General features: G+C 53.9%; 24 protein-coding genes, 1 pseudogene and 1 other annotated feature. Of the genes and pseudogenes, 24 read left to right on the forward strand and 1 reads right to left on the reverse strand.

What is annotated here, in order from left to right:
• The first annotated feature begins 32 nt into the window (after positions 1-32).
• The 11 genes and pseudogenes from sigE (at position 33) to ileS (ending at position 9,550) form a co-directional block, all read left to right on the forward strand.
• Positions 33-755, forward strand: coding sequence for an RNA polymerase sporulation sigma factor SigE (sigE, locus tag CHM34_RS15065; protein ID WP_094265438.1), 723 nt, complete (start codon positions 33-35; stop codon positions 753-755).
• Positions 756-901: 146 nt separating this feature from the next.
• The gene (gene sigG, locus CHM34_RS15070) at positions 902-1,681 is read left to right on the forward strand and encodes an RNA polymerase sporulation sigma factor SigG (protein ID WP_094265439.1); all 780 of its coding nucleotides are present in this window, start codon (positions 902-904) and stop codon (positions 1,679-1,681) included.
• 228 nt (positions 1,682-1,909) lie between these two features.
• Positions 1,910-2,215 carry a YlmC/YmxH family sporulation protein gene (locus tag CHM34_RS15075; protein WP_094265440.1) on the forward strand — a complete coding sequence of 102 codons (306 nt, stop codon included), beginning with the start codon at positions 1,910-1,912 and terminating at the stop codon, positions 2,213-2,215.
• Positions 2,216-2,276: 61 nt separating this feature from the next.
• A complete protein-coding gene (pgeF, locus tag CHM34_RS15080; RefSeq protein ID WP_094265441.1) occupies positions 2,277-3,101 on the forward strand; it encodes a peptidoglycan editing factor PgeF in 825 nt (274 codons plus the stop codon).
• A gap of 5 nt (positions 3,102-3,106) precedes the next feature.
• Positions 3,107-3,796 carry a YggS family pyridoxal phosphate-dependent enzyme gene (locus CHM34_RS15085; protein WP_094265442.1) on the forward strand — a complete coding sequence of 230 codons (690 nt, stop codon included), beginning with the start codon at positions 3,107-3,109 and terminating at the stop codon, positions 3,794-3,796.
• 26 nt (positions 3,797-3,822) lie between these two features.
• Positions 3,823-4,239, forward strand: a complete 417-nt coding sequence (locus CHM34_RS15090) for a cell division protein SepF (RefSeq protein ID WP_094265443.1) — start codon at positions 3,823-3,825, stop codon at positions 4,237-4,239.
• Positions 4,240-4,243: 4 nt separating this feature from the next.
• Positions 4,244-4,513 carry a YggT family protein gene (locus CHM34_RS15095; RefSeq protein WP_094265444.1) on the forward strand — a complete coding sequence of 90 codons (270 nt, stop codon included), beginning with the start codon at positions 4,244-4,246 and terminating at the stop codon, positions 4,511-4,513.
• Positions 4,513-5,289: a YlmH family RNA-binding protein gene (locus tag CHM34_RS15100; protein WP_094265445.1), complete on the forward strand. Its 777-nt coding sequence runs from the start codon at positions 4,513-4,515 to the stop codon at positions 5,287-5,289. The genes CHM34_RS15095 and CHM34_RS15100 overlap by 1 nt, the downstream gene beginning before the upstream one ends.
• A 130-nt stretch (positions 5,290-5,419) precedes the next feature.
• A pseudogene (locus tag CHM34_RS19865) lies at positions 5,420-5,593 on the forward strand (DivIVA domain-containing protein); the annotation flags it as partial.
• Positions 5,594-5,611: 18 nt separating this feature from the next.
• Positions 5,612-6,292 carry a DivIVA domain-containing protein gene (locus CHM34_RS19870; RefSeq protein WP_338048678.1) on the forward strand — a complete coding sequence of 227 codons (681 nt, stop codon included), beginning with the start codon at positions 5,612-5,614 and terminating at the stop codon, positions 6,290-6,292.
• Positions 6,293-6,488: 196 nt separating this feature from the next.
• Positions 6,489-6,730: a binding site (T-box leader), on the forward strand.
• A gap of 42 nt (positions 6,731-6,772) precedes the next feature.
• Positions 6,773-9,550, forward strand: a complete 2,778-nt coding sequence (ileS, locus tag CHM34_RS15115; RefSeq protein WP_094265499.1) for an isoleucine--tRNA ligase — start codon at positions 6,773-6,775, stop codon at positions 9,548-9,550.
• A gap of 119 nt (positions 9,551-9,669) precedes the next feature.
• On the opposite strand, the gene CHM34_RS15120 is transcribed toward ileS, so the two are convergent.
• On the reverse strand, positions 9,670-10,509 hold the full coding sequence (locus CHM34_RS15120) for a manganese catalase (protein ID WP_094265446.1): 840 nt from the start codon (positions 10,507-10,509) through the stop codon (positions 9,670-9,672).
• 179 nt (positions 10,510-10,688) lie between these two features.
• On the opposite strand from CHM34_RS15120, the gene CHM34_RS15125 reads away from it, so the two are divergent.
• From CHM34_RS15125 to CHM34_RS15190, 13 genes are all read left to right on the forward strand, one after another.
• A complete protein-coding gene (locus CHM34_RS15125; protein ID WP_094265447.1) occupies positions 10,689-11,387 on the forward strand; it encodes a TraR/DksA C4-type zinc finger protein in 699 nt (232 codons plus the stop codon).
• 107 nt (positions 11,388-11,494) lie between these two features.
• The gene (lspA, locus tag CHM34_RS15130; protein ID WP_094265448.1) at positions 11,495-11,980 is read left to right on the forward strand and encodes a signal peptidase II; all 486 of its coding nucleotides are present in this window, start codon (positions 11,495-11,497) and stop codon (positions 11,978-11,980) included.
• Positions 11,980-12,909 carry an RluA family pseudouridine synthase gene (locus tag CHM34_RS15135; RefSeq protein ID WP_094265449.1) on the forward strand — a complete coding sequence of 310 codons (930 nt, stop codon included), beginning with the start codon at positions 11,980-11,982 and terminating at the stop codon, positions 12,907-12,909. The genes lspA and CHM34_RS15135 overlap by 1 nt, the downstream gene beginning before the upstream one ends.
• A gap of 176 nt (positions 12,910-13,085) precedes the next feature.
• Positions 13,086-13,619, forward strand: coding sequence for a bifunctional pyr operon transcriptional regulator/uracil phosphoribosyltransferase PyrR (pyrR, locus tag CHM34_RS15140; RefSeq protein WP_094265500.1), 534 nt, complete (start codon positions 13,086-13,088; stop codon positions 13,617-13,619).
• Positions 13,620-13,766: 147 nt separating this feature from the next.
• A complete protein-coding gene (locus tag CHM34_RS15145; protein WP_094265450.1) occupies positions 13,767-15,137 on the forward strand; it encodes a solute carrier family 23 protein in 1,371 nt (456 codons plus the stop codon).
• Positions 15,138-15,306: 169 nt separating this feature from the next.
• Entirely contained in the window at positions 15,307-16,233 is a 927-nt protein-coding gene (locus CHM34_RS15150; RefSeq protein WP_094265451.1) for an aspartate carbamoyltransferase catalytic subunit, read from the forward strand.
• Positions 16,230-17,525, forward strand: a complete 1,296-nt coding sequence (pyrC, locus tag CHM34_RS15155; RefSeq protein WP_094265452.1) for a dihydroorotase — start codon at positions 16,230-16,232, stop codon at positions 17,523-17,525. The genes CHM34_RS15150 and pyrC overlap by 4 nt, the downstream gene beginning before the upstream one ends.
• A 155-nt stretch (positions 17,526-17,680) precedes the next feature.
• Positions 17,681-18,772, forward strand: a complete 1,092-nt coding sequence (locus tag CHM34_RS15160; RefSeq protein ID WP_094265453.1) for a carbamoyl phosphate synthase small subunit — start codon at positions 17,681-17,683, stop codon at positions 18,770-18,772.
• Positions 18,765-21,995, forward strand: a complete 3,231-nt coding sequence (gene carB / locus CHM34_RS15165; protein ID WP_094265454.1) for a carbamoyl-phosphate synthase large subunit — start codon at positions 18,765-18,767, stop codon at positions 21,993-21,995. Before CHM34_RS15160 ends, carB begins: the two co-directional genes overlap by 8 nt.
• Entirely contained in the window at positions 21,992-22,732 is a 741-nt protein-coding gene (gene pyrF, locus CHM34_RS15170) for an orotidine-5'-phosphate decarboxylase (RefSeq protein ID WP_094265455.1), read from the forward strand. Before carB ends, pyrF begins: the two co-directional genes overlap by 4 nt.
• Entirely contained in the window at positions 22,725-23,318 is a 594-nt protein-coding gene (gene pyrE / locus CHM34_RS15175) for an orotate phosphoribosyltransferase (RefSeq protein ID WP_206093820.1), read from the forward strand. Before pyrF ends, pyrE begins: the two co-directional genes overlap by 8 nt.
• A gap of 781 nt (positions 23,319-24,099) precedes the next feature.
• Complete coding sequence (locus tag CHM34_RS15185; protein WP_094265458.1) at positions 24,100-25,017, forward strand: 2-hydroxy-3-oxopropionate reductase; 918 nt, start codon at positions 24,100-24,102, stop codon at positions 25,015-25,017.
• On the forward strand, positions 24,998-25,312 hold the full coding sequence (locus CHM34_RS15190) for a YbjQ family protein (RefSeq protein WP_094265459.1): 315 nt from the start codon (positions 24,998-25,000) through the stop codon (positions 25,310-25,312). The genes CHM34_RS15185 and CHM34_RS15190 overlap by 20 nt, the downstream gene beginning before the upstream one ends.
• Positions 25,313-25,385: the final 73 nt, after the last annotated feature.

A 25,385-nucleotide genomic window follows, 5' to 3' on the forward strand; every position in this document is an offset into this window, starting at 1 on the left:
AGTGACCTGAATATGAACGAGGAGGTTTCATTATGGTCGTCAAGTGGAAACTGGCGCTTCAATTGATCTGGTATCGTATCCTTATGCAGATCGGACTGAAAGGAGAAGAAATATATTACATAGGGGGAAGTGAAGCGCTTCCTCCTCCATTGACACGGGAGGAGGAGCAGCATCTTCTCAGCCGGCTGCCCAGCGGGGATGCAGCGGTACGGGCGATGCTGATCGAACGCAATCTGCGCTTGGTCGTTTATATCGCCCGCAAATTCGAGAATACCGGGATTAATATCGAAGATCTGGTTTCCATCGGGACGATCGGTTTAATCAAGGCGGTGAACACCTTCGATCCGACGAAAAAAATCAAGTTGGCCACCTATGCGTCCCGGTGCATTGAAAACGAGATCCTGATGTTTCTCCGGCGCAATAACAAGATCCGTTCCGAAGTCTCCTTCGATGAACCCCTGAATATGGACTGGGACGGAAATGAACTGCTCCTCTCCGATGTGATGGGAACAGAAAACGATATCATTTACCGTAATATCGAGGAGCAGGTTGATCGTAAAATCCTGAGGGAGGCGCTGATGAAGCTTTCCGAGCGGGAGAGAAGGATTATGGAACTCCGTTTCGGCCTCAACGGCGGAGATGAGAAGACTCAAAAAGATGTCGCCGATCTGCTGGGCATTTCCCAATCCTACATTTCTCGCCTGGAAAAACGGATCGTTAAAAGGTTAAGGAAAGAGTTTAACAAAATGGTGTAAGACCGATCCTTACCGGCCGTGGGCCGGTTTTTTACCTTCAATCCTGTTGGAATCCACGAGTATCTTCCATGCCTTTTCGTCTGATGGATTATAAATTTCCCTCCGAAGGAGATACTTAACAGTAGCTTGTCGTAGGAGGGGAATCCATGGCGCGAAACAAAGTGGAGATCTGCGGTGTCGATACATCGAAGCTCCCCGTTTTGAAAAACGAGGAGATGCGAACCTTGTTTCGCTCACTGCAGACCGCGGGGGACCGCTCGGCCCGGGAAAAGCTTGTCAACGGAAACCTCCGCCTGGTGCTCAGCGTGATCCAACGGTTCAACAATCGCGGGGAGAACGTGGACGATCTTTTTCAGGTCGGGTGTATCGGCTTAATGAAAGCGATCGATAACTTTGATCTGAGCCAGAACGTGAAGTTTTCCACCTACGCGGTTCCGATGATTATCGGAGAGATTCGCCGGTATCTTAGGGATAATAATCCGATCCGGGTATCAAGATCGTTACGGGATGTAGCTTACAAGGCACTTCAGGTAAGGGATACCCTGACCTACAGATACTCCCGGGAACCCACCATCCATGAGATCTCCGAAGCTCTCAACGTCTCCAAAGAGGAAGTCGTTTTCGCCTTGGATGCGATCCAGGATCCGGTTTCTCTCTTTGAGCCGATATATCAGGATGGAGGAGACCCCATCTACGTAATGGACCAGCTCTCCGATGATCAAAATAAGGATCTTCACTGGGTGGAGGAAATCGCTCTTCGGGAAGCGATGGGGAAACTGAATAACCGTGAGAAGCTGATTTTATCTATGCGCTTTTTTGAAGGAAAGACACAGATGGAAGTGGCTGATGAGATCGGTATCTCACAAGCGCAAGTTTCTCGCCTGGAAAAAGCGGCCATTCAACAGATGAATCAATTTATTCAATAAACACAGGGTCCGCGCGGTGGAGCCGACGGCATTCGTTCCCATGATCTTTTCCCGGTAACCGACGAGGTGAGGCGCCGGAACGATGAGAAAAGCTCCTCCCCCGGGCCTTTGCTGTTAAAAAAGGAAATAAATGATTCCGGGGGCGGTTTTTTCCTCGGCAAACCTCTTGGACATAATCAGAACTCGGCTCATATACATGAAGTAAAAACCCATTGAGGGTGAAATGTCATGATCAAAATCTCCGATTTACAATCCAAAGATGTGGTGAACATCAGCGACGGGCGAAAACTGGGGCAGATTCACGATTTGGAGGTGGATTTGCGACAGGGGCAGGTGAAGGCGCTGGTCGTACCGGGAGAGAGTCGTCTATTCGGATTGTGGTCCGGTGGAAAAGAGTGGGTGATTCCCTGGAGCCAGGTTCTTAAGATCGGTACGGATGTGATTCTGGTTCGGCTGGATCTTCATCGCGACCATTCCGAGGATTTTTGGGAATCGCGTCCCCTTTTGACCCACCATGCAGAAAGCGGGCGCTAGGCGAACAAACTCCTCTTGTCTCCCTTAGTGGGTGTGGTAAACTGTAGTGGGAGGGGAGGAAATGGAACCGTTTCAGCATCGAGAAGATAGTGGCATCCCCTATTTCTCCCTCACCCTTTGGGAAAGGGAGTTTCCTCATTTAATAGCAGGGATGAGCGCTCGAGATAGAGAATCCATTCAACATCCGAATCAAAGCAATTATGCATGGACCAGGTCAGGCTCCGGAAACGGGGTCATCGCCAACCGTCGGCGTTTGGTCGAGACTTTGGGTGTTCCCCTTTCTTCATGGACCTGCGGGAACCAAGTTCACGGTACAGTGATCAGGGAAGTGGACGCGGATGCCCGCGGTCGGGGCCATCAATCCCGGGATACCGCGTTTCCGGAGACGGACGGCTTGCTGACCCGGGAGGAGGATGTTTTACTTACCTCCTTTTATGCGGATTGCGTACCTCTGTTTTTCTACAGTCCCGATATGGACATGATAGGTGTAGCCCATGCGGGTTGGCGGGGAACCGTTGGAGGAATCGGTCCGAAGATGGTGCGGGAGTTTGTGCGCCGCGGGGCTGACCGAAAACGAATTCGTGCGGTGATCGCCCCCTCGATTGGAGCTTGCTGCTACGAAGTGGATGCCAAAGTGGCCGATCCCCTTTGCAACATTTTACCCGAAGCGGATCGGACCGTGTTGAAATCCGTTGCCGAAGGTCGATGGAAGCTGGATTTAAAAGAGGCTAACCGGCGTTTGTTGCGAGGGGAAGGATTGCTGGAGGAACACCTTTCGGTGACTCACTGGTGCACCAGCTGTCATCCGGATTTGTTCCACTCCCACCGTCGGGATCAAGGGAGAACAGGACGCATGGTCGCCTTTATCGGGAAGCGGAAAGGGTGATCGATATGGACGCGATAACAAAACGGTGGGAAGAGATTCAAAGAAAGATTTCCGAAGCCTGCCGCCGCAGCGGAAGGGATTCCTCCGAGGTGAATGTAGTCGCCGTGACCAAGTACGTGAATCGGGAAACGACTCGCCGGGCCCTGGACATCGGCTTGCATCACATCGGCGAGAGCCGGGTGCAGGAGGCGGTTCCGAAGTGGGAAGAGTTGGGAGATCGTGGCGAGTGGCATTTCATCGGACACTTGCAGCGGAATAAGGTGAAGGCGGTAGTGGGTCGTTTTACATACCTTCATTCCCTGGATCGTCTTTCCCTGGCAAAGGAACTGAACCGCCGCTGTGAACAGGATGGGCGACCGATGGGCTGTTTCCTCCAGGTCAATGTATCCGGAGAAGATTCGAAACACGGCCTGAAACCGGATGAGTTGTTGGACTTCGCCCGGGAAGTGGCGCAAATGCCCTATATCCGCTTGGAGGGGTTGATGACGATGGCTCCTTATGCGGAGAATCCGGAAGAGGTCCGTCCGGTGTTTCGCCGTTTGAAATCCCTTCAGTCGGAATTGAGGGAGATGGGTGACCCTCGGTTGAAGGTTCCTCATCTGTCGATGGGAATGTCCAATGATTACGAGGTTGCTGTAGAAGAAGGGGCTACTTACCTGCGGTTGGGGTCGGCGCTGGTGGGTCGCGACTTCTGATCAGGCGGTGAAGGAGGCGGTATCCTTTGGGTTTTATGGATCGAATGATGGGTTTTCTCGGGTTCAATGAGGAGGATGATTGGTACCGGGATGACCCGGAATCGGAAGCGGATACTTCCGCGAATCGCGGAAGAAAAAACGTACTTTCCCTGCACACTCAGAAAAATGTGCGTGTGGTACTCGTTGAACCGAGGTCCTATGACGAGGCTCAAGATGTCGCCGATCATTTGAAAAATCACCGTCCCGCCGTCGTCAACCTCCAGCGCATATCCAGAGACCAGGCCATGCGAATCGTCGATTTCCTGAGTGGGACGGTTTATGCCATCGGAGGAAGCATCAATAAATTGGGAACCCACATCTTCATCTGCACCCCTGCCAACATCGATATCCAGGGATCAATTACTGAAATGATATCCGACGAAGCGAATGATATTTTGAGGTGACCGAATGAGTATCTTTGGAATTGTAAGCACCCTATTTACCATTTACCGGTTTCTGATCTTCGGCTATATCCTCCTGTCCTGGTTTCCCGGAGGCAGGGACTCTCCGATTGCCGCTTTTCTGGCACGGCTGGTGGAGCCCTATCTGTCTATCTTCCGCAGCTTCATCCCGCCCTTAGGCATGATCGACATCTCACCGATCGTCGCTTTACTCGCTCTCTGGCTGATTGAAAACGGGGTTTTCTTCATTCTGCAGCTGATTCTGGGGGCGTTGTAGTGGCTCGGAAAGAGGATTTGTTCCATCATTTTCGCCCTGAAGAGCGGATGTTGGTGGAGCGTGTGCTAGACTGGGCGGACCGGGCAGAACGGGATTACCGGCCTGTTTTTACCCCCTTTCTCAATCCCCGGGAACAAAAGATCACGGAAGTTCTTGTGCGACGAGCCCCCGAATTGAGCGTCTCCTTTGACGGGGGCTTTTCCGGTGCCGAGCGGTGTCGGGGACGGATTGAACCGCCTTTCTTTCAACCGGAAGGGGAAGGATACGGTTTGGCCTTTCTGGAGGTGAAGGCTCATACATCCCTCTCCCATCCGGATGTGCTGGGGTCTCTTCTCGGTCTGGGAGTCAAGCGGGAGAAGATCGGTGACATCCTTTCTGTTAAAACCGGTTGTCAACTCGTTATCACCGAAGAGATGGCCGATTTTGTCCGAACTCAACTGGTCCGAGTAGGCAAGGTTTCAGTCCGGGTGGAGGAAATCAGCAAAAACGAAATCCTCGCTTCGAATCCGCCTGTGAAATCGGTGACGGTTTCTGTGGCTTCCCTCCGGGTGGACGCGGTGGCCTCCGACGTTTTTCGGTTGTCCAGAACGAAAGCGACCTCCCTCATTCGGCAAGGGAAATGTCACATCAATTGGAAAGTGACGGAAAATCCGGCGGAACAGGTCGCCCGGGGAGATGTTATTTCTCTTCGGGGATACGGGCGAGCTCGTGTAGGAGAAATGCTGGGCACGTCGAAAAAAGGGCGTTTTCTATTGAATATGATGCGGTATATATGAAACTATCCGAGGTTTTATCGGATTCGAGAGCCGGTTTCTCAATTGGACAAGTAGTCCTAGCCTTTCGGGAGGAATTTTGCTACCATTGTAGAATAGAAAGTGGCGAAGCCAATTCTGAGGAGGTGTCAATATGCCGCTTAGTCCTTTGGATATACACAACAAAGAATTTAAACGATCGTTTCGCGGCTATGATGTAGATGAAGTAAACGACTTCCTCGATCAGATCATCAAAGATTTTGAGTTTCTCATTCGTGAGAAACAACAGCTGGAACAACAGGTTGAGGAATTGCAGCAGGAGTTGGAACAAGCGATGGAGGAGGACATGTCAGCGGTTACCCAGCCGCCGTCACAACCGCCGCAACCGCCGCAAGCACCGCAAGCACCACAGGCGCCGCAGCCCCCGCAGCCTCCTACTCCTGCTTCGGCACCTCCGCAGCCTCATTATCAGGCTCCGGAACCGCCGTCTTCGGCACAACCGTCGCCCTCCAGCCTCTCATCGATGGAGCAGAGCATCCACAAATCGATTCGAGTGGCTCAGGAAGTGGCGGAAGAGGTGCGCTTGAACGCGAAAAAAGAAGCGGAACTGATCGTTCAGGAGGCCGAAAAGAACGCGGACCGGATTATCAACGAAGCTCTGCAGAAAGCTCGGGCGATCCACAGCGAACTTCTGGATCTGAAACAAAAAGCGACGGTTTACCGGGCTCGTTTCCGCACGCTGGTCCAATCCCACCTCGATGTTTTAGAAAGCTCCGATTGGGAGTCTCTGGAGGATCTGGAGGAAGGGTTGGAAGAAGCCGGCCAGCAGTTGGATCAATATGCGGAACATACTCCCAGCGGCTTGGAACAGCAGCAGGAGGATTATCATAACCAGACCGGACATGTTCACGATGAGTACGGAGGGCCGATGGAGGGAGTCGATCATTCCTATATGGAGGAAGAAGACGAACCGCGGCGCGAACTTCGCAGAACGTCCCGCAAGATGAAGCGAAAAGCGATGTTTTAACCCCCCGGTATGGGGTGAGCCTCATTCAGCCGCACAGGATTGACTTTTATTTCTACGGCAGGTATAATATAAAAAATTTCGTCAACCTTTTATAACAAGAATGAGCGGGCAAGGTTGAATCAAAAAAGGGATCGGGTCGGCGCGTCCACCCGCGTTAAAACAGAGACCCTGTGTTGGCTGGCACGGGGTCTCTCCATAGCCGGCGAAGAACGGGAGAGTAGACAGATGTTGGAACGGTTCAGCGAATTAGGGAAGGTGGAAGCCTAATCCGTTTACTCTGTTGAAGATCACCCGGGAGCCTGTCCCCTGAAATGATCATGAAAAGTAGGGCGGACCGTGTGATTCGCGATAAGAATCATGGAGAGAGCCAACCAACCTTTACTGAGGTTGGATCCGGGCTTATCAGGGTGGTACCGCGGGAAACTTCTCGTCCCTATCAGGGATTGAGGAGTTTTTTTATTGGAAGGAGTGAAACCGTACATGGATTACAAAAAAACCTTGAATCTTCCCCGAACGAAGTTTCCGATGCGGGGGAATCTCCCCAACCGGGAGCCGGAGATGCAGCGGTGGTGGGATGAGATCGACATTTACGGGCAAGTGCGGAGAAAGCGGGAGGGGCAACCGAAATTTATTCTGCATGACGGCCCCCCCTATGCCAACGGTGATATTCACATCGGCCATGCCTTGAATAAGGTATTGAAGGATGTGATTGTCCGGTTCAAGTCGTTACAGGGATATGATGCCCCGTATATTCCGGGGTGGGACACTCATGGACTGCCGATCGAGCATGCGGTGACCACCAAGAAAAAGGTGGATCGCAAGAAAACGGATCCCGTTACCTTCCGGGATCGGTGCAAAGATTATGCTTTGTCCTTTGTGGAAAAACAGAAAAAGCAGTTTAAGCGTTTGGGAGTGACCGGAGATTGGGAAAATCCTTATCTCACCCTGCGCCCGGAGTACGAGGCCCAGCAGATTCGGATCTTTGGCGAAATGGTGAAAAAAGGTTATATCTATCGGGGATTTCGCTCTGTTTACTGGTCGCCTTCTTCGGAATCAGCGCTTGCTGATGCGGAAATCGAATATCATGACAAGCGTTCCCCCTCCATCTATGTCACCTTCCCTGTGGAAGATGGGAAAGGACTGCTCCCGGAGGAAAATGCCCATGTGGTGATCTGGACCACTACTCCCTGGACGATTCCGGCGAACCTGGCCATCGCCCTCCATCCGGACCTTCGTTATACCTTGGTTGAGACGGGGGACCGGCAATTGTTGATGGCGGAGGAACTGGTTGACGATGTCATGGAGTTGGCGGGGATGCAAAATTACAAAAAAGGACGGACCTTTCAAGGTTCGGATTTGGAAGGCGTCACCTGCCGTCATCCCTTCTACGATCGAAAGAGTCCTCTGGTCCTGGGGGACCATGTTAATCTGGATGCCGGTACCGGTTGTGTCCACACCGCTCCCGGTCACGGAGCCGAGGACTTTGAATTGGGCCAAAAATACGATCTCGGCGTGCTGTGTCCGGTGGACGGCAAAGGGAGGTTTACTGCAGAAGCTCCCGGTTTCGAAGGAACCTTTTACGACGACGCCAACAAGATGGTTGCACAAAAATTGGAAGAAGCCGGACATCTGTTGAAACTCTCTTTCATCACGCACCAATATCCCCATGATTGGCGGACAAAGAAACCGGTGATCTATCGGGCGACGGAACAGTGGTTCGCTTCCATCGACGGCTTCCGGGAACAGTTGCTGGATGCGATCAAGGATGTCGAGTGGTTTCCGGCCTGGGGGGAAGTTCGTTTGTCCAATATGGTGGCGGAGCGGAGCGACTGGTGTATTTCCCGACAACGGGTATGGGGAGTTCCTCTTCCGATTTTCTACTGCGAATCTTGTGGTCATCACCATATTACTGACACTTCCGTCGGACATGTGGCGCATATTTTCGAGAAAGAAGGATCCAACGCCTGGTTTGCCCGGGAGGCCCATGAACTTCTCCCGGAGAGGGCGGTCTGTTCCCGGTGCGGCCATGACAGCTTCCGAAAAGAGACGGACACCATGGATGTCTGGTTCGACTCCGGCAGTAGCCATGCTTCGGTGCTGATGCAACGGGAGGAGACCGCTTGGCCGGCGGATATGTATCTGGAAGGTTCCGATCAGTACCGGGGTTGGTTTAATTCTTCCCTGTCCACAGCGGTGGCGACGAAAGGAACGGCTCCGTATCGCCAGGTGTTGAGTCACGGATTCACCCTGGATGGTGACGGTCGGAAGATGTCCAAGTCTCTCGGTAATGTGATCGACCCCCTGAAAGTGACGAAAACCTACGGAGCCGACATTTTGCGTCTATGGGTGTCTTCTGTCGATTACCAGGCCGATGTACGGGTGTCTGAGGAAATACTGAAGCAAATCGCTGAAGTTTACCGGAAACTCCGCAACACTTTCCGCTTTTTGCTCGGCAATCTGTCCGATTTTTCCCCGGCGGCCCACCGGATCCCTTACAATCAATTGAACGAATTGGACCGCTATGCCTTGCTGAAATTACAGCGGTTGGTGGAACGGGTGACCCGAGCTTATGAGAGGTATGAGTTCCACTCGGTGTATTCCGACATTCACCACTTCTGCACAGTCTTTTTAAGCCAGTTCTATCTGGATGTGCTGAAAGACCGCCTGTATACGGAGCCGGAGAATTCCGGCAAGCGGCGATCCTCTCAAACGGTGATGTATGAGATCCTGCAGGCCGTGGTCAAGATGCTTCACCCGCTTTTGCCCCATACGACGGAGGAAGTTTGGACGTATGTTCCGGAAGCGGATTCGGTCAGCATTCAACTGGAGGAATTCCCGACGGTGCGGGAGGAGTGGCAGGATCAAAAGTTGGAATCCAAATGGGATGCTCTGATGAACCTGCGGGATACCGTTCTCAAAGCATTGGAACAGGCCCGAAACGAGAAAGTGATCGGCAATTCTCTGGGGGCGGCGGTGAACATTTTCCCTTCGGAGGAGAACTTTCAACTGTTGAACAGTATCGACAGTCTGGAGGAATTGTTGATTGTGTCCCATGTGCAACTTTATCAGCCCGGAGATCAGCCGGTCGGCGAAACGGTGGAGGGCGACGGTATCCGGGTACAAATCCGCCCCGCTGAGGGCGAGAAATGCCAGCGTTGTTGGGTGATCAGCCCCCATGTCGGCCAAAATGCCGATCACCCCGATTTGTGCGCCCGTTGTACAGAAATCGTTGAAAAACATGATAAAGAAGTGGAATAAGGAGAAGTGCCTTTGACAGAAAAAGCCCCGGTGCGAGACGGTCTTTCAGGCCGTTCCTTGCACCGGGGTTTATTCTGGGGAAAATGAGCCGGAGGAGGAACCCGATTTCAGTAGCAGGGTTAATCAATATATTGGTTAGTCACCCTTTTTGGAGTGTCATGAACGTTTGGCGGTGACGGATTCAAAACGGGTGGAGGTCCCATCGCAGTAGGATGAGAAACATATTCAAACTCTGCTTGCCCATCCAGACTTTTTCCCTTTGCCCAGCGTCCTTTCTTGCTTTCTTCGCCTTCTGAGAAGTTCATAAAGGAATAGGAAACCTCCTGTTTTTCCAATTCCTGCGGAAATGTTGCAGGGACCACGGCTTTTTGTTGTTGCTCCAGGTCTTCAATGGCGGCCATCCACTGATTTTGGTGCATCGTATCCCGGGCGATAAGGAAGGAAAGCATATCGCGAACCCCCGGGTCGGTAGTTGACTCATATAAACGAACGGCTTGGAGTCTCCCCTGAGACTCCGCATTCAAATTTGCTCGGAAATCAGCTAAAAGGTTACCACTACTAATGGTGTAACGGGAATTCCAAGGATATCCGACACTGTCTGTAGGAGTAGCCCCTAATCCGGATACAATCACATGCTGGGGATTCATACCACCTAAAATGGATCCGATCAGGGGATCCTTTACGGCTTCTTCTTGATCCTGGATTGGAGCATTGTCCAGCAACCGGGCGATCATGGTGGCTATCATCTCCACATGAGCCATCTCTTCCGTTCCAATGTCTAAAATCATATCCCGATATTTTTGGTCCGCACGACAGTTCCAACCTTGAAATAAATATTGCATCATAACGGTTATTTCGCCGAATTGACCCCCCAGAATCTCTTGCAGCTTCTTGGCATAAACCGGATCCGGTCGATCAGGTTTGGCTTCATACTGCAATTCTTTAATGTGATAAAACATCAAATCGCTCCTTATCCATGTCCACTTTTTTCTCATTATCTGACCGGCAGTTACTTGTTATTCATGCGAACCCAACGGGATGATCTATACAAATTCCCCGCAAGTATTCGGAGAAAACGGGTTACGCTATGATTGAACCATGCGATTGGCTAAATACGGAGTGAAAGGAGACGGAACAGGTGACGGAAGAAGAGCGGGCCCAGTTGCAAAACAAGCTGGAGAGCAAGCGGAGACGATTGAAAAGGAAACTGGAGGGAAACCGCCATTACGGGATGGAGGAGGGGATGAATCGGTCCATCGGGGAACTTTCCGGTTATGATAATCATCCGGCGGATATCGGAACGGAGCTTTATGAACGGGGCAAGGATTTGGCTTTAAACGAGGAAGACGAAGAACAGCTGGAAGAGGTGGAGATGGCTTTGGCCCGGATGGACACCGGCGAGTACGGAACTTGTGTGGTGTGCGACAAAGAGATCCCTTTGGAACGTTTGGAGGCGGTTCCGGAAACCGCCTATTGTGTGGAGCATCAGCGGGACCGGGATATTTCCAACCGCCGTCCCGTCGAAGAGGATTTATTAAACCCTCCCTACGGTGAACCATTTAACGACCGCAAAGGTAAAAACTTTTACGACGGAGAAGATGCTTGGCAGGACGTGGAGCGTTACGGTACCTCCAACCCGCCGGATTATTTCCGGGAGGGAACGGATTACAACGACTTGACCATCGATCAAAACGAGCGCCGAGGATATGTGGATGATATGGAAGCAATCGCACTGGCTGATCGGGATGGACGTCCGCAGGACCCGATTCCGGAAGTGACCCGGAACGACGCATACCGCCGCAAGCAAGAGGAAGAGGATGAGGATCCGACGGACTAATCCACCTTTTCCTGCGCAGTTGTGGGCCTATTTGGCCTGTGATAAAATATAAAAATGTGAAGTTTGACAGCACAGCTGATGCTGGAAGGGACAGGGGGAGGGGAATTTTGAGGTATTACTTGGCGGCTTTGGCGGTTTTACTGCTGGACCAAGTGACGAAATGGTTCGTCCTGCAAAGGATGAGTCTTTACGAGTCCATCCCTTTGTGGGACGATGTTTTTTATATTACGTCCCACCGGAATCGAGGAGCGGCTTTCGGTATTCTCCAAAACCAGCAATGGTTGTTTATCATTGTGACCCTTGCTGTGGTGGTTGGAATCGTGGTCTATCTGACAAAAATTCGCCGCGAGCCGCCTTTGATGTCCTGGTCCTTGGCCTTGATCCTGGGAGGAGCCGTTGGCAATCTGATCGACCGGGTCCGTTTGAGGGAAGTGGTGGACTTTTTGGATTTCCGTCTGATCAACTATCCCATTTTTAATATCGCCGACTCAGCGATTGTGATCGGAGTGGGTATTTTAATGGTGATGACATTGCGGCAATCCGGAACCGATCGGGAAGAGGGCTTATCCGAGGAAATGAGGGACGACCGCTGATGAAGCATTCAAGGTCTCATGCATGGACGGTGGAAGGGTCCGCCGACGGGGAACGGGTGGACAAATTTGTCACAATGATGGGGGAGAACTGGTCCCGCATGGCTGTCCAATCCTGGATCAGGGAAGATCGTGTCCGGGTGAATGGTCGTCCTGTAAAGGGAAACTACCGGTTGAAAATCGGAGAGCGAGTAGAGGTGTCGGAGCCTCCTCCTGTGGAATTGAAGGTGGAGGCGGAATCGATTCCCCTGGATGTGGTTTATGAGGATTCTGATGTGATCGTGGTGAATAAACCCCGGGGAATGGTGGTTCATCCGGCGCCGGGAAACCTTTGCGGAACGCTGGTAAACGCCCTGCTGGCGCATTGTGAGGATTTATCGGAAATCGGCGGGGTGATTCGACCGGGGATCGTCCATCGCATCGACAAGGATACTTCCGGCCTGATTATGGCCGCCAAAAACGATCGGGCCCATCGCTCCTTGGCGGAGCAGTTGAGACGGCACGAAGTGGACCGTTCCTACATAGCACTGGTTTATGGGAACCTCCCCCACGATCGGGGAACCGTGGATGCCCCCATCCGGCGAGACCCCCGCCATCGACAACGGATGGCGGTGGGATACAAAAACGGGAAAAGTGCCGTTACTCATTTCGAGGTGTTGGAACGGTTTGACAAGGCCACTATGCTGCGGTGTCGGCTGGAGACGGGACGCACCCACCAGATCCGGGTTCATATGAAATACATCGGTCATCCCTTGCTGGGAGATCCGGTCTATGGTTCCCGCAAGCAAAAGGATCCGATTCAAGGACAGGCTCTTCACGCTCAGGAGCTCGGTTTCGATCATCCCCGAACCGGAAAACGGATCCGCCTGGAGGTCGATTGGCCTGAGGATATGAAGCGACTGGTGAATCAATTGAGAAAAAACACCATCTGAATCGGCATTGACAGATGGGTCGGGTTGAGGGATAATAGGAGCAACTGAACAGGAACCTTTTAATTCAGTCCGGAGAGGCTGGCAAAGGGATGCGATTTCATATGGTGATGATTGATGCGCTTTCGCCCCTCTCTCGGCGAAAGCGCATTTTTGGTTTGGTGGAAGGAGGTTCCTCGATGTCGAGGGAAAAAACCATTCTCGATGAAGCGGCTATCCGTCGGGCACTGACCCGGATCGCTCATGAAATAATCGAACGCAACAAGGGTGTATCGGAGTGTGTGCTGATCGGGATTCGCACCCGGGGTATTTACCTCGCCCAACGGCTGGCGGAACGGATTCGGCGGATCGAAGGGGAGGAGGTTCCGGTCGGGGAACTGGATATCACCCTGTACCGCGATGATCTCACCGAACGATCGGAACAGCCGGAAGTCCGGGAAACGGAACTCCCGATTGATATTCACGGCCGCACGATCATTCTGGTGGATGATGTTTTGTACACCGGGCGTACCGTCCGAGCGGCGATGGATGCTTTGATCGATCGAGGACGCCCCAGGATGATTCAACTGGCGGTCCTGGTGGACCGAGGCCATCGGGAACTTCCGATTCGCCCGGATTATATCGGGAAAAATGTCCCCACTTCCAGAAGTGAAATTGTCGCCGTGACCGTATCCGAAATCGATCAGCGGGATCAGGTCAACCTGAAAAAGTAGAAAATCCGTCGCCCTTTAAGGTGGTCCCGTGAGGCCGGCAAGGGGGACGCTTTCCTGTGGTACCCGTCGCCTGTGTGCGGTGTATTCCGGGACGCGCCTCTCTGCCGGTAGGGCAGAGAGTTTTTTTATAGGGAAAGGGAGTGAAAAATGAAACCTTCCATGGTGTTGGACGTACACGAAAAACCGGAAAAAACGGCAAAATGGTTGGCTCTCAGTCTCCAGCACTTGTTCGCCATGTTTGGTGCCACCATTCTGGTACCGCTGTTGACAGGGTTGGAGCCGGCGATGGCTTTGCTGACCAGCGGGATCGGTACCATCGCCTATCTATGGGTCACTCGGGGGCAAATCCCCGCCTATCTGGGATCTTCTTTCGCCTTCATCGTTCCGATCATCACCGTATCGCAAACCCAGGGAACCGGAGCCGCCATGTTCGGCTGTCTACTGGCAGGTATCATCTACGGGGTCGTCGCCCTGATCATCTCGCGCTTCGGAGCCGGCTGGCTTCACTTTCTGCTTCCTCCGGTGGTGATCGGATCCGTGGTGATCGTGATCGGTCTCTCCCTGGCGGGTACCGCCATCGATATGGCCAGTACGGAGCAAGTGGTGAAGGAAGCTCCGAAAACGGTACAAGAGTATCAGGATCTGCCCGGAACGGTGGAAAATCTGGATCAGGAAGCGGGAACCGTTACGCTGAAGGTTTATTCCCTGAAGCATTTTGGTGTCGCCTTGGTCACTCTGGCCATTGCGATCGCCGCCACCCTCCTCTTCCGGGGATTTCTCCGGCTGATTCCGGTTCTTTTGGGGGTTGTCGGAGGTTATACGGTCGCTTATTTCACTGGACTCGTCGACCTGACCGCGGTGAAGGAAACCCCCTGGCTGTCGGTTCCTGCCTTTACCACGCCTGAAGTTTCCGCCTCTGCCGCTTTGATGATGATCCCGGTGGCCTTGGTTACGATGGCGGAGCATATCGGTCACCTGATGGTTACCGGAGAAATGATGGACCGGGATTTGGCTAAAAACCCGGGCTTGCATCGCTCGGTTCTCGGGGACGGAGTGGCTACCGGTATCGCGGCGATGCTGGGCGGACCGCCGAACACCACTTACGGTGAAAATATCGGGGTGATGGCGATCACGCGGATTTACAGTGTTTATGTGATTGCCGGAGCGGCCGCCTTGGCTATCTCCTTCTCCTTTATCGGGAAACTGTCCGCATTGATTTCCACCATCCCCCAAGCGGTCATGGGAGGTGCCTCCATCCTCCTGTTCGGGATCATCGCTTCCGCCGGTCTGCGGATGCTGGTGGATAACGGAATTGATTTCAGTGACAAACGCAATCTGGTAATTGCTTCCGTTGTGCTGGTGATCGGTGTAGGAGGGGCGGCCCTGAAATTCGCCGGTATTCACTTTGAACTGGAGGGAATGGCTCTGGCAACCCTGGCGGGAATCCTGTTAAACCTGATTCTCCCCAAAAACAGTGCCGCCGGGGAACAGGACACAACCTTCCGAGAAGCGGCATAGTTCCGTTTCGTGCTCCATATTTCGTATCCTTTAAATCCGGTCCTGTGAGGCCGAGGAAGGTGCTTCTCATGACAGCCTGTATCACAGGTTGACTTTTGTGCAAGCAGAGATTGAGATGACTCCTTCCTCTTCCGGAAGGAGTTTTTTCATATCCGAAGGAGGGATCGACATGATTCCAACCAAAATCGATACCGGTCATCTGATCGATACGGATCGCCTGGACCGGCGGGAGATTGTAGAACTGCTGGACCGGGCGGCGTTTTGGAAAAAGAACCCTGAAGCCGGTCACACCATGTATCAGCGGTTTTTTGCCGCCAACCTTTTTTTTGAACCGAGCACCCGTACCAGGATCTCTTTTGAAGTGGCACAAAAGAGACTGGGGATGGAGGTGCTCCACTTGGACGGGGAGACCGCCAGCACCGTCAAGGGAGAGTCTTTTTACGACACCCTCCGCACCTTGTCTTCCATCGGTGTCAAGGTGGCGGTGGTCCGGCATCGGGGGACCGGACTCCTCGCCAGGATGGCGGATCGGGATCCCGGGCTGTGTCTGGTTAACGCCGGAGAGGGTGACGGAGGTCATCCGACTCAAGCACTGTTGGATCTGTATACCATCAGACGATGTTTTGGCGACCCGGGCCGCCTGACCGTCTCCATCATCGGGGATCTTCAGCACAGCCGAGTAGCCCGGTCCAATCTGTGGGCGTTGCAGAAATTTGGAACCCGGGTCATCTTGAGCGGACCGGAGTCGATGCGGGATCCGGTTCTGGAGGAACAGGCCGAATACCGGTCGATCGATGAGGCGATCCGGCAGGCGGATGTGGTCATGATGCTCCGGGTTCAGTTGGAGCGGCACGAAGAAGCTCTTTACTCCGGCAGAGAGGCCTATCACCGGGATTACGGCCTGACAGTGGAACGGTTGGATCAAATGCAGTCCCATGCGGTCATTATGCATCCGGGACCGGTCAACCGGGGAGTGGAACTGGCGCCGGAGTTGGTGGAACATCCCCGATCCCGGATCTTTGAACAAATGTCCAACGGAGTATGGGTCCGTATGGCCGTATTGGAACGAGCCATTCGAGGGGGAATGAACGGATGAAAAAATGGCTTCTGAAGAACGGGCGGATTCTGAACGGGAACAGCAGTGAACAGGTTCCTGCGGATATTCTTCTTAACGGAGAAAGAGTGGAGCGAATCGGTAGGAACATGACTGAGAATGGCGCCGAATGGATTGACTTGGCGGGAAAGCTGGTCATTCCGGGTCTGATCGACATGCATGTTCACCTTCGCTCCCCGGGTTTTGAAGAGAAGGAGACGATCGCCACCGGAACCCGGGCAGCGGCCAGAGGGGGTTATACCGCAGTCGCCTGTATGCCCAACACCCGGCCGGTGACCGACAGCCCTGAGGGAATTCGCTGGATCAAGGAGACTTCCGAGAAGGAAGGGTATTCCCGTGTGTTGCCCATCGCCGCGATCACCAGGGAATCCTCGGGGAAGGAACTGACGGATATGGCGGCCCTGAAGGAAGCCGGGGCAGTAGCGGTCTCCGACGATGGTGTCGGCGTCCAAAGTTCGCGAATGATGAAGGAAGCGATGCGGCTGGCCAGCGCTGTGGGTCTGCCGGTGGTGGCCCACTGCGAGGAGGAAGACCTTCTGGTGCCCGGAGCCTGTGTTCACGATGGCCGGTTTGCTGAACGGTACGGACTGCCGGGGATTCCCGGAGAATCGGAGGCGGTTCATGTCGGTCGGGATATCCTGCTGGCGGAGGATACCGGAGTTCACTACCATGTCTGTCACATTAGTGCCGAAGCATCGGTCCGTTTGGTACGGGAGGCCAAAGCCAGGGGACAGCGGGTAACGGCGGAGGTTACTCCTCATCATCTGCTCTTGTGTGAGGATGATATTCCGGGGTTGGATTCCCGGTTTAAAATGAACCCGCCATTGCGTTCGGTCCGGGACCGGGAAGTCCTATTGGAAGCGTTGAAGGATGGCACGATCGATTTTATTGCCACAGACCACGCCCCTCACACCACCGAGGAGAAGGCGCAGCGTATGGAAAAAGCCCCCTTCGGCATTGTCGGTCTGGAGACGGCTTTTCCCTTGCTGTACACCCATTTGGTGCTGACTGGAGAACTGACTCTGGCCCAGCTTGTGGATCGGATGACCCGAATCCCGGCGGAATGTTTCGGATTGTCCCGGGGAGTGCTGGAGGAAGGGATGACCGCCGACCTGACGGTGATTGATTTAGCGGAGGAACGGACGGTCGAGCCGGATACCTTTGCTTCCCGAGGAAAAAACACTCCCTTCGGCGGGTGGAAAGCGAAGGGGTGGCCGGTTATGACCTTTTCGGAAGGAAGGATTGTCTGGGAAGAAGCCAGGGTCAGGGTGTAACATCTGCGAATGGAATCGAACAGCTGCGACGGGGACCTGCCGCTTGAAAATAGCTACTATAACCCCAGCAAGGAAGACAGATCAAAGTGGCCTGAAGGGAAACGAGTAAATGTTGGCTTTTGGACATGGAAGAAGGACTGAGGGAGGGGAATGGCATGAAAGCAAAATTGCTGTTGGAAGACGGAACGCGTTTGACGGGACATTCCTTTGGGGCGGAAAAGGCCTCGATCGGAGAGGTAGTTTTTAATACCGGGATGACCGGTTACCAGGAGGTTTTGACGGACCCCTCCTACTGCGGGCAAATCGTGATGATGACTTACCCCTTGATCGGGAATTACGGAATCAACCGCAACGACATCGAATCCCGGAGTCCCTTTGTCCAGGGTTTTATTGTCCGGGAGCACGCTGAACATCCCAGCCACTGGCGCAGTGAACAGAGTCTAGCATACTGGTTAAAGGAATTCGGCATCCCGGGAATTTCGGGGATCGATACCCGGATGTTGACCCGCAAACTCCGGGCTCATGGAACGATGAAAGGGGTTCTTTCCACCCGGGATGAGGGGTGGGAATCCCTGGCGGAAAGCTTGGAAGCTCCCTTGATGCGGGATCAGGTGGCACGGGTCAGCACCCGAAACATCCATACCTCCCCCAGTTACGGAAAGCGCGTGGTCTTGATGGACTTCGGTGCCAAGTACGGTTTACAGCGGGAGCTGGTCAGACGGGGATGTGAAGTGGCAGTGGTCCCTTACGATACTTCGGCGGAGGAGATCGACCGGTTGCGTCCTGACGGGATCCTTTTGTCCAATGGGCCTGGCGATCCCAAGGATGTGCCGGAGGCCATAAAAACGGTAGAAAAGTTGCTTCCCCGTTACCCGATTTTCGGTGTTTGCCTGGGACATCAACTTTTCGCTCTGGCCTGCGGTGCCGACACGGAAAAAATGAAGTTCGGCCATCGGGGAAGCAATCATCCGGTGAAAGAGTTGACCACCGGCCGCACTTATATTACCTCTCAAAACCACGGTTACGCGGTTCAGGAGGAATCCCTGAAAAAAACCGCTTTGCAACTGACTCATATCGCCTTGAACGATGGGACCTGCGAAGGTCTCAGTCACAGGGAGGTTCCTGCTTTTTCCGTCCAGTACCATCCGGAAGCCGCCCCCGGTCCCCATGATTCCGGCTACTTGTTTGATCAGTTTATCGATCAGATGGGATCCAAGTCCAAAAAGGAGGGAACTGCAAATGCCTAAGGATACAACCCTGAACAAGATATTAGTGATCGGTTCCGGACCGATTGTCATCGGCCAGGCCGCCGAATTTGATTATGCGGGAACCCAGGCTTGCCAATCTCTGCGGGATGAGGGAATGGAAGTCGTATTGATCAACAGCAACCCCGCCACGATTATGACGGATACCGATATCGCTGACAAAGTTTATATCGAACCGATGACCCCGGAATTTGTCACCCAGATTATCCGCAAGGAACAACCCGACGGTCTTCTGCCCACGTTGGGCGGGCAGACCGGTCTCAATCTGGCGGTGGAACTGGCCCGATCGGGAGTACTGGAACGGGAGGGGGTCCGTCTGCTGGGCACCGAACTGCGAGCGATAACCTGCGCCGAAGACCGGGAACAGTTTCGTCAGTTGATGAGGGAAATCGAAGAACCGGTTCCGCAGAGCGAAATTGTCCATTCGGTGGAGGAAGCGGTTCAATTTGCCGACCGGACAGATTATCCCGTCATCGTTCGGCCCGCTTACACACTGGGGGGGACCGGAGGCGGTATCGCCAAAAATGAGCGGGAACTCCGAGAGACAGTGGAAAACGGGATTCGCTACAGTCCCATCGGCCAATGTCTGATTGAAGAGAGCATCGCCGGTTATAAGGAATTGGAATATGAAGTCATGCGGGATGCCGAGGACAACTGCATCGTTGTCTGTAACATGGAAAACTTTGATCCCGTCGGCGTGCACACCGGGGACAGCATCGTTTTCGCTCCGTCTCAGACCTTGTCCGACCGGGAGCACCAAATGCTCCGAAGTTCCGCATTAAAGATCATCCGGGCTTTGGATATTCGGGGCGGATGCAATATTCAGTTCGCTTTGGACCCGGAAAGCTCTCAATACCACGTGATCGAAGTGAATCCCCGGGTGAGCCGCTCCAGTGCTCTGGCTTCCAAAGCAACGGGTTATCCCATCGCCCGGATCGCCGCCAAAATCGCCGTCGGTTACAACCTGGACGAACTGACCAATCCGGTGACGGGGAAAACGGGTGCTTGCTTTGAGCCGACACTGGATTATGTGGTTAGCAAGATTCCCCGCTGGCCCTTTGATAAGTTTGTTACCGCCAACCGAAAGCTGGGTACCCAGATGAAAGCGACCGGAGAAGTGATGGCGATCGGGCGGACCCTGGAGGAATCCCTTCTCAAGGCGGTCCGCTCTCTGGAAATCGACTTGGATCACATCCGATTGCCGGAGGCGGAAGAACTGACGGAGGATCAGCTGATCCGCCGGTTGACCGTTCCCGACGACGAGCGGCTGTACTTGTTGGCGGAGTGGTTGCGCCGGGGTAAAGATCTGGAGGAAGCTCACCGGTTGACCCGAGTGGACCGTTTCTTCCTGGAAAAGATCAAAAAGGTGGTTCAATGCGAAAAGAAACTGGCTGGTGGGCCATGGCCGGATGTAGATACACTCTCCGAGGCCAAACAAATCGGGTTCACCGATGCCGCTATCGCCCGTCTGACAGGAGCGGAAGAAGGAGAAATCCGGCATTTGCGCCGTAAACACAGACTGATGCCTGTCTACAAGATGGTGGATACCTGTGCCGCCGAGTTTGAAGCCGAAACCCCTTATTATTACTCCACCTATGACAGGGAAGATGAAGTGGAGAAATCGGGTCAACCGACTGTGGTTGTGTTGGGTTCCGGACCGATCCGGATCGGTCAGGGAGTAGAGTTCGACTACGCGACGGTTCACGCCATCCAGGCGATCCGGCAGGCGGGGATGGAAGCGGTAATCATCAACAATAACCCGGAGACGGTGTCGACGGACTTCAACATTTCGGATCGGCTTTATTTTGATCCACTCCATCGCGAAGACGTTCTTCATATGATCGAAAAAGAAAATCCGGTGGGTGTGATTGTCCAGTTCGGTGGTCAAACCGCCCTTAATCTGGCCCGGGACTTAAAGGATTTCGGGGTTCCGATTTTGGGGACAGCGCTGGAGGAGATCGATCGGGCCGAGGACCGCAAAAAGTTTGAACAACTGGTGCAACGAGTGAATGTCCCGCAACCCCCGGGAACGGCGGTCACTTCTACGGAGGAGGCGGTACGGGAATCCAAGCGCCTCGGTTTTCCGGTCCTGGTCCGGCCTTCCTATGTTCTCGGCGGACGGGCGATGGAAATCGTTTATACTGAAACGGAACTCCGTTCCTATATGGAGCAGGCGGTGCGAATCAATCCGGAGCATCCCGTCCTGATCGACCGCTATCTCCGGGGCAAAGAGATTGAAGTGGATGCTGTTTCCGACGGAGAACGGGTACTGATCCCGGGAATCATGGAACACATCGAACGGGCAGGGGTTCACTCCGGTGACTCCATCGCTGTCTATCCGCCACGGTCGGTCACTCCCGACCAGAAAGAGCGATTGGTGGAGATGACGACGCAGATTGCCAAAACCCTTCAGATTCGAGGTCTGATCAATATCCAGTTCGTCCTGCACGAGGATGAAATTTACGTGTTGGAAGTCAATCCGAGGGCTTCCCGAACCGTCCCCTTCCTAAGCAAGGTAACCGGGGTCCCCATGGCCCGGATCGCGACGCGGATGATGCTGGGCGAGTCCTTGGCATCACAGGGATATGATGCAGGGCTGTGGCCGGAAGGCTCTGAAGTGGCGGTGAAAGTTCCGGTCTTCTCTTTTGCCAAACTGCGCCGAGTCGATGTAACTCTCGGGCCGGAGATGAAATCCACCGGCGAAGTGATGGGCCGCGATCAGGATTATGCCCGTGCGGTGTACAAAGGACTTTTGGCCGGCGGTGTTTCTCTGCCCCGTTTCGGGACGGTAGTCGCCACGATCAGCGACAAGGACAAAGAAGAGTCGATCCCGCTGATGCGCCAGTTTCACCGGTTGGGATACCGAATCGTCTCCACCAGCGGCACGGCGGAAATGTTGGAAGCGGAAGGACTGCCCGTTCAGCGGATCCATAAATTAAAAGAGGGGTCTCCGCACATTTTGGACTTGATCCGGCAAGGAAAAGTCGATTTGGTTGTCAACACTTGGACCCGGGGCGGAACACCGGAGCGGGACGGCTTCCGTATTCGCCGGGAAGCGGTGGAACATGAAGTGGCCTGTCTCACGTCGCTGGATACGGTGGAAGCCCTGTTGTCCACATTGGCCTCCATTTATCTGACGGCTGAGCCGATCCGCCAACCGGCGGAACAGAAGGTCAGCAGTCGGGAGGGGGTTCTAGCCCGGTGACAACCGCGACTGCCGACCGTACTCATGTTGTAATCGCCTTGGATTTTCCCGAACCGAATGAAGCGGAACGTTTTCTCTCCCTGTGGCGGGACCGGGAGAAACCCTTTGTCAAGGTGGGTATGCAGCTTTTTTATGCCGCCGGTCCCCGCTGGGTGGCTTCCTTGGTGGAGACGGGATACTCTGTCTTTCTGGATTTGAAGTTGCATGATATCCCCCATACCGTCGCGGGAGGCATCGGTTCCCTGACGGGATTGGGAGTCGATTGGATCACCCTTCACGCCGGGGGCGGAAAGGCGATGATGGAAGCGGCGAAGGCCGCCGCCTCCGCCGCCGGTTCCCGGCGTCCCCGCCTGTTGGCGGTGACTCAGCTGACCAGCATGGATCGTCGGGCGATGAATGACGAACTGGGCATTCCCGGGACGGTGCGGGATGCGGTTCTCCGTTATGCCCGTTTGGCAGAGCAAGCGGGGATGGACGGAGTGGTCTGCTCCGGAGAGGAAGCGGGTTGGATCAAGGAAAAGGTGGGCCGATCCCTGATGACGGTTACGCCGGGGATTCGTCTGAACGGTCAACGCACAGGGGACCAAAAACGAGTGATGACACCGGAAAAGGCGGTTCGCTCAGGAGCGGACCACTTGGTTGTCGGTCGTCCGATCACTCGCGCTCAACACCCTGTCGAAGTCTATGAGGAAATGGTCAAATGTGTACAACAAACGAGGAGGGAGAATGATGTCTGATCACTGGGAAGAGTGGACGGTCGAAGGAGCGATCCGGCGTACCGGAGTCCTGAAGGAAGGCCATTTTGTCCTTTCATCCGGTCGTCACAGCGGACAATTTATGCAATGCGCCCAGATGCTTCAATATCCCCGGGAGGCGGAACAAGCCGGCAGGGCCTTGGCAAAGCGGTTCCGGAGTGCAAAAGTGGACGCAGTGGTCGGTCCCGCTCTGGGCGGTGTTGTTATCGCTCATGAGACCGCCAGGGCCTTAAATGTTCGCTGTCTCTTCGCCGAGCGGAAGGAGGGACAAATGACCCTTCGCCGCGGTTTTACCATTCGACCCGGTGAGCGCGTGTTGGTGATTGAGGATGTCGTCACTACCGGCGGTTCTGTGCAGGAAGTAGTCACCCTGATGAAAAACACAGGGGCCGAGATCGTCGGGATCGGTTCTGTGATCGACCGCAGCGGGGGTCGAGCTTCCTTTGATCCTCCTTTCCAATCCCTCCTTCAACATACGATTACCAGTTATTCGCCGGAGGGTTGTCCTTTGTGCCGGCAGGGAATTCCCGTTGAAAAACCCGGTACCCGTCAGACGCTGAAGGGATGAATTTCTTCACTGCGTTTTCTGTGTGAAAAAAGGCGATGGCGGCTACGGATGTAGCCGCCATCGCCTGATTGTATTTCGGGGAAAAGAAGGGAGGATTCATTTCCGGGAGGGCGTTTTCGTTTTGAAACGGAGTGACAAGGGGCCCTTATTCGGCGGTTTTGACCGCTTCCAGGGCCGCTTGATCATTCGAATGCTTCGTAACTTCCGGTACATATTCGACATAGGTGATCCGACAAGGTTTGCATGCGATCGATTCCGGACTGTATCCATTGAATCAGTTATGGTGGACAAGGTCTCAGCCTCCCTTCCGGGAAACTCGATTGCATTGTAAAACAGATTGCTATTGATTCATTAGACAAATCAGACCATTCCATATAAACTTGATGGTACACTGGCGGCCCAACGTTTCGGACTCTATCCCCGTAAAGGTATGCTCACTGTCGGAGCCGATGCCGATCTGGTTCTGGTCGATTTGAATCAAGGTTATATCCTCGGGATGAAGGAGTGGTGGGAGAGCCGACCGGACAATGGTTGCGAGCGGGTCAAGCCTTGAAAGATAAAGATCATCTCCACACATAGGTTTTATCAGCGATCCGGGTTGACTAGGGCGTGTCCGACCATGAACCATACGGGGTGTGAGACCCGATTCCGACTCCGCGCGGGGTTGCCCTCCCGTACGGTCGCTCCGCTTTTATGCGGAAAAACATCGTGCCCGCTAAACGGTTCGGTCCCCCGAAAACTCCGCTCGATTTGTCGGTAAAGGTTGAATGGAGGGGTGGATATGACTGAAAAAATCGGATTTATCGGACTCGGGATCATGGGTAAGCCTATGGCCCGGAACTTGATCAAAGCAGGATATCGTCTGGTGGTGTACAACCGAACCCGGGAAAAGGCGGAATCGCTGATTGGGGAAGGGGTTGAGATAGCGGCAACCCCCCGGGATGTCGCTGAAAGGAGCGATGTGGTGATCACGATGCTTCCCGATTCCCCGCAAGTCCGGGAAGTGATTACTGGTGAGGACGGCCTTTTTGAAGGAGCTGGGGAAGGTTCGCTTCTCGTCGATATGAGTACCATTTCTCCGGTTGTTGCTCGGGAGTTGTCGACTCAGGCCCGCGAGCGCGGCCTGGGAATGCTCGACGCCCCGGTCAGCGGCGGAGAGTCGGGGGCTGAGAAGGGAACGTTGTCGATCATGGTCGGGGGAAGTGAAGGTGAATTTGAACGGGCCCGCCCCTTGTTTGAAGTGATGGGAACAACGATGACACATGTGGGTGAGGCGGGGGCCGGCCAGGTGGTCAAGGCTTGCAACCAGATTGTAGTCGCTCTGACGATAGAGGCTGTTTCAGAGGCGCTCGTTTTAGGGTCCAAGTCCGGAGTGAAACCGGCTTTGATCATCGATGTTCTTTCCGGTGGACTTGCCGGTAACAGAATCATGGAGACGAAAAGATCCAACTTCCTGGAGCACGACTTCAACCCCGGATTTAAAATGGAACTTCACCATAAAGATCTGGGCATCGCTCTCGCTTCAGCCAGGGAATACGGAGTCTCTTTGCCGCTGACCGCCCTTGTCGATCAGATTCAGGGATCCTTGGTTGCCAAAGGGGAGGGTTCGCAAGACCATTCGGCCTTGTTGACCTGGGTGGAGGACCTGGCACAGCATCGGATCAAGGAGGAAAAACAGCATGATTATCGTGACTACTGAAGGAGTACCCGGCAAAAAGGTTGTTGAATTTAAAGGATTTGTGCGGGGGAGTATGATTCAGTCCAAACATATCGGCAAGGATGTCATGGCCGGGTTGAAAAATATCGTCGGGGGCGAAATCAAGGATTATACCGAGATGATGGATCAAGCCCGGCAGAAAGCTATCGGGCGAATGGTGGAACATGCGGAGCAATCGGGGGCCAACGCGATCGTGGCCTGTCGGATGGAAACGTCATTCGTGATGGGTAACGCATCGGAGATTATCGCCTATGGAACAGCGGTCCGGGTGGAGTGATTGATTGTACCCTTGATTTTGACTCGGGGTGAATTCCAGACAAGGAAACACGTTGACTAACCGGCTGGATCAA

This window comes from Paludifilum halophilum (genome assembly GCF_002245355.1).
GTDB classification, from domain to species: Bacteria; Bacillota; Bacilli; order Thermoactinomycetales; family DSM-45169; genus Paludifilum; species Paludifilum halophilum.

Bases quoted from the DNA above. Each gene is read 5' to 3' on its own strand.
- sigE (WP_094265438.1), top strand. From the start codon at position 33: ATGGTCGTCAAGTGGAAACTGGCGCTTCAATTGATCTGGTATCGTATC.
- sigG (WP_094265439.1), top strand. From the start codon at position 902: ATGGCGCGAAACAAAGTGGAGATCTGCGGTGTCGATACATCGAAGCTC.
- CHM34_RS15075 (WP_094265440.1), top strand. From the start codon at position 1,910: ATGATCAAAATCTCCGATTTACAATCCAAAGATGTGGTGAACATCAGC.
- pgeF (WP_094265441.1), top strand. From the start codon at position 2,277: ATGGAACCGTTTCAGCATCGAGAAGATAGTGGCATCCCCTATTTCTCC.
- CHM34_RS15085 (WP_094265442.1), top strand. From the start codon at position 3,107: ATGGACGCGATAACAAAACGGTGGGAAGAGATTCAAAGAAAGATTTCC.
- CHM34_RS15095 (WP_094265444.1), top strand. From the start codon at position 4,244: ATGAGTATCTTTGGAATTGTAAGCACCCTATTTACCATTTACCGGTTT.
- CHM34_RS19870 (WP_338048678.1), top strand. From the start codon at position 5,612: ATGTCAGCGGTTACCCAGCCGCCGTCACAACCGCCGCAACCGCCGCAA.
- ileS (WP_094265499.1), top strand. From the start codon at position 6,773: ATGGATTACAAAAAAACCTTGAATCTTCCCCGAACGAAGTTTCCGATG.
- CHM34_RS15120 (WP_094265446.1), bottom strand. From the start codon at position 10,509: ATGTTTTATCACATTAAAGAATTGCAGTATGAAGCCAAACCTGATCGA.
- CHM34_RS15135 (WP_094265449.1), top strand. From the start codon at position 11,980: ATGAAGCATTCAAGGTCTCATGCATGGACGGTGGAAGGGTCCGCCGAC.
- pyrR (WP_094265500.1), top strand. From the start codon at position 13,086: ATGTCGAGGGAAAAAACCATTCTCGATGAAGCGGCTATCCGTCGGGCA.
- CHM34_RS15145 (WP_094265450.1), top strand. From the start codon at position 13,767: ATGAAACCTTCCATGGTGTTGGACGTACACGAAAAACCGGAAAAAACG.
- CHM34_RS15150 (WP_094265451.1), top strand. From the start codon at position 15,307: ATGATTCCAACCAAAATCGATACCGGTCATCTGATCGATACGGATCGC.
- pyrC (WP_094265452.1), top strand. From the start codon at position 16,230: ATGAAAAAATGGCTTCTGAAGAACGGGCGGATTCTGAACGGGAACAGC.
- CHM34_RS15160 (WP_094265453.1), top strand. From the start codon at position 17,681: ATGAAAGCAAAATTGCTGTTGGAAGACGGAACGCGTTTGACGGGACAT.
- carB (WP_094265454.1), top strand. From the start codon at position 18,765: ATGCCTAAGGATACAACCCTGAACAAGATATTAGTGATCGGTTCCGGA.
- pyrE (WP_206093820.1), top strand. From the start codon at position 22,725: ATGTCTGATCACTGGGAAGAGTGGACGGTCGAAGGAGCGATCCGGCGT.
- CHM34_RS15185 (WP_094265458.1), top strand. From the start codon at position 24,100: ATGACTGAAAAAATCGGATTTATCGGACTCGGGATCATGGGTAAGCCT.
- CHM34_RS15190 (WP_094265459.1), top strand. From the start codon at position 24,998: ATGATTATCGTGACTACTGAAGGAGTACCCGGCAAAAAGGTTGTTGAA.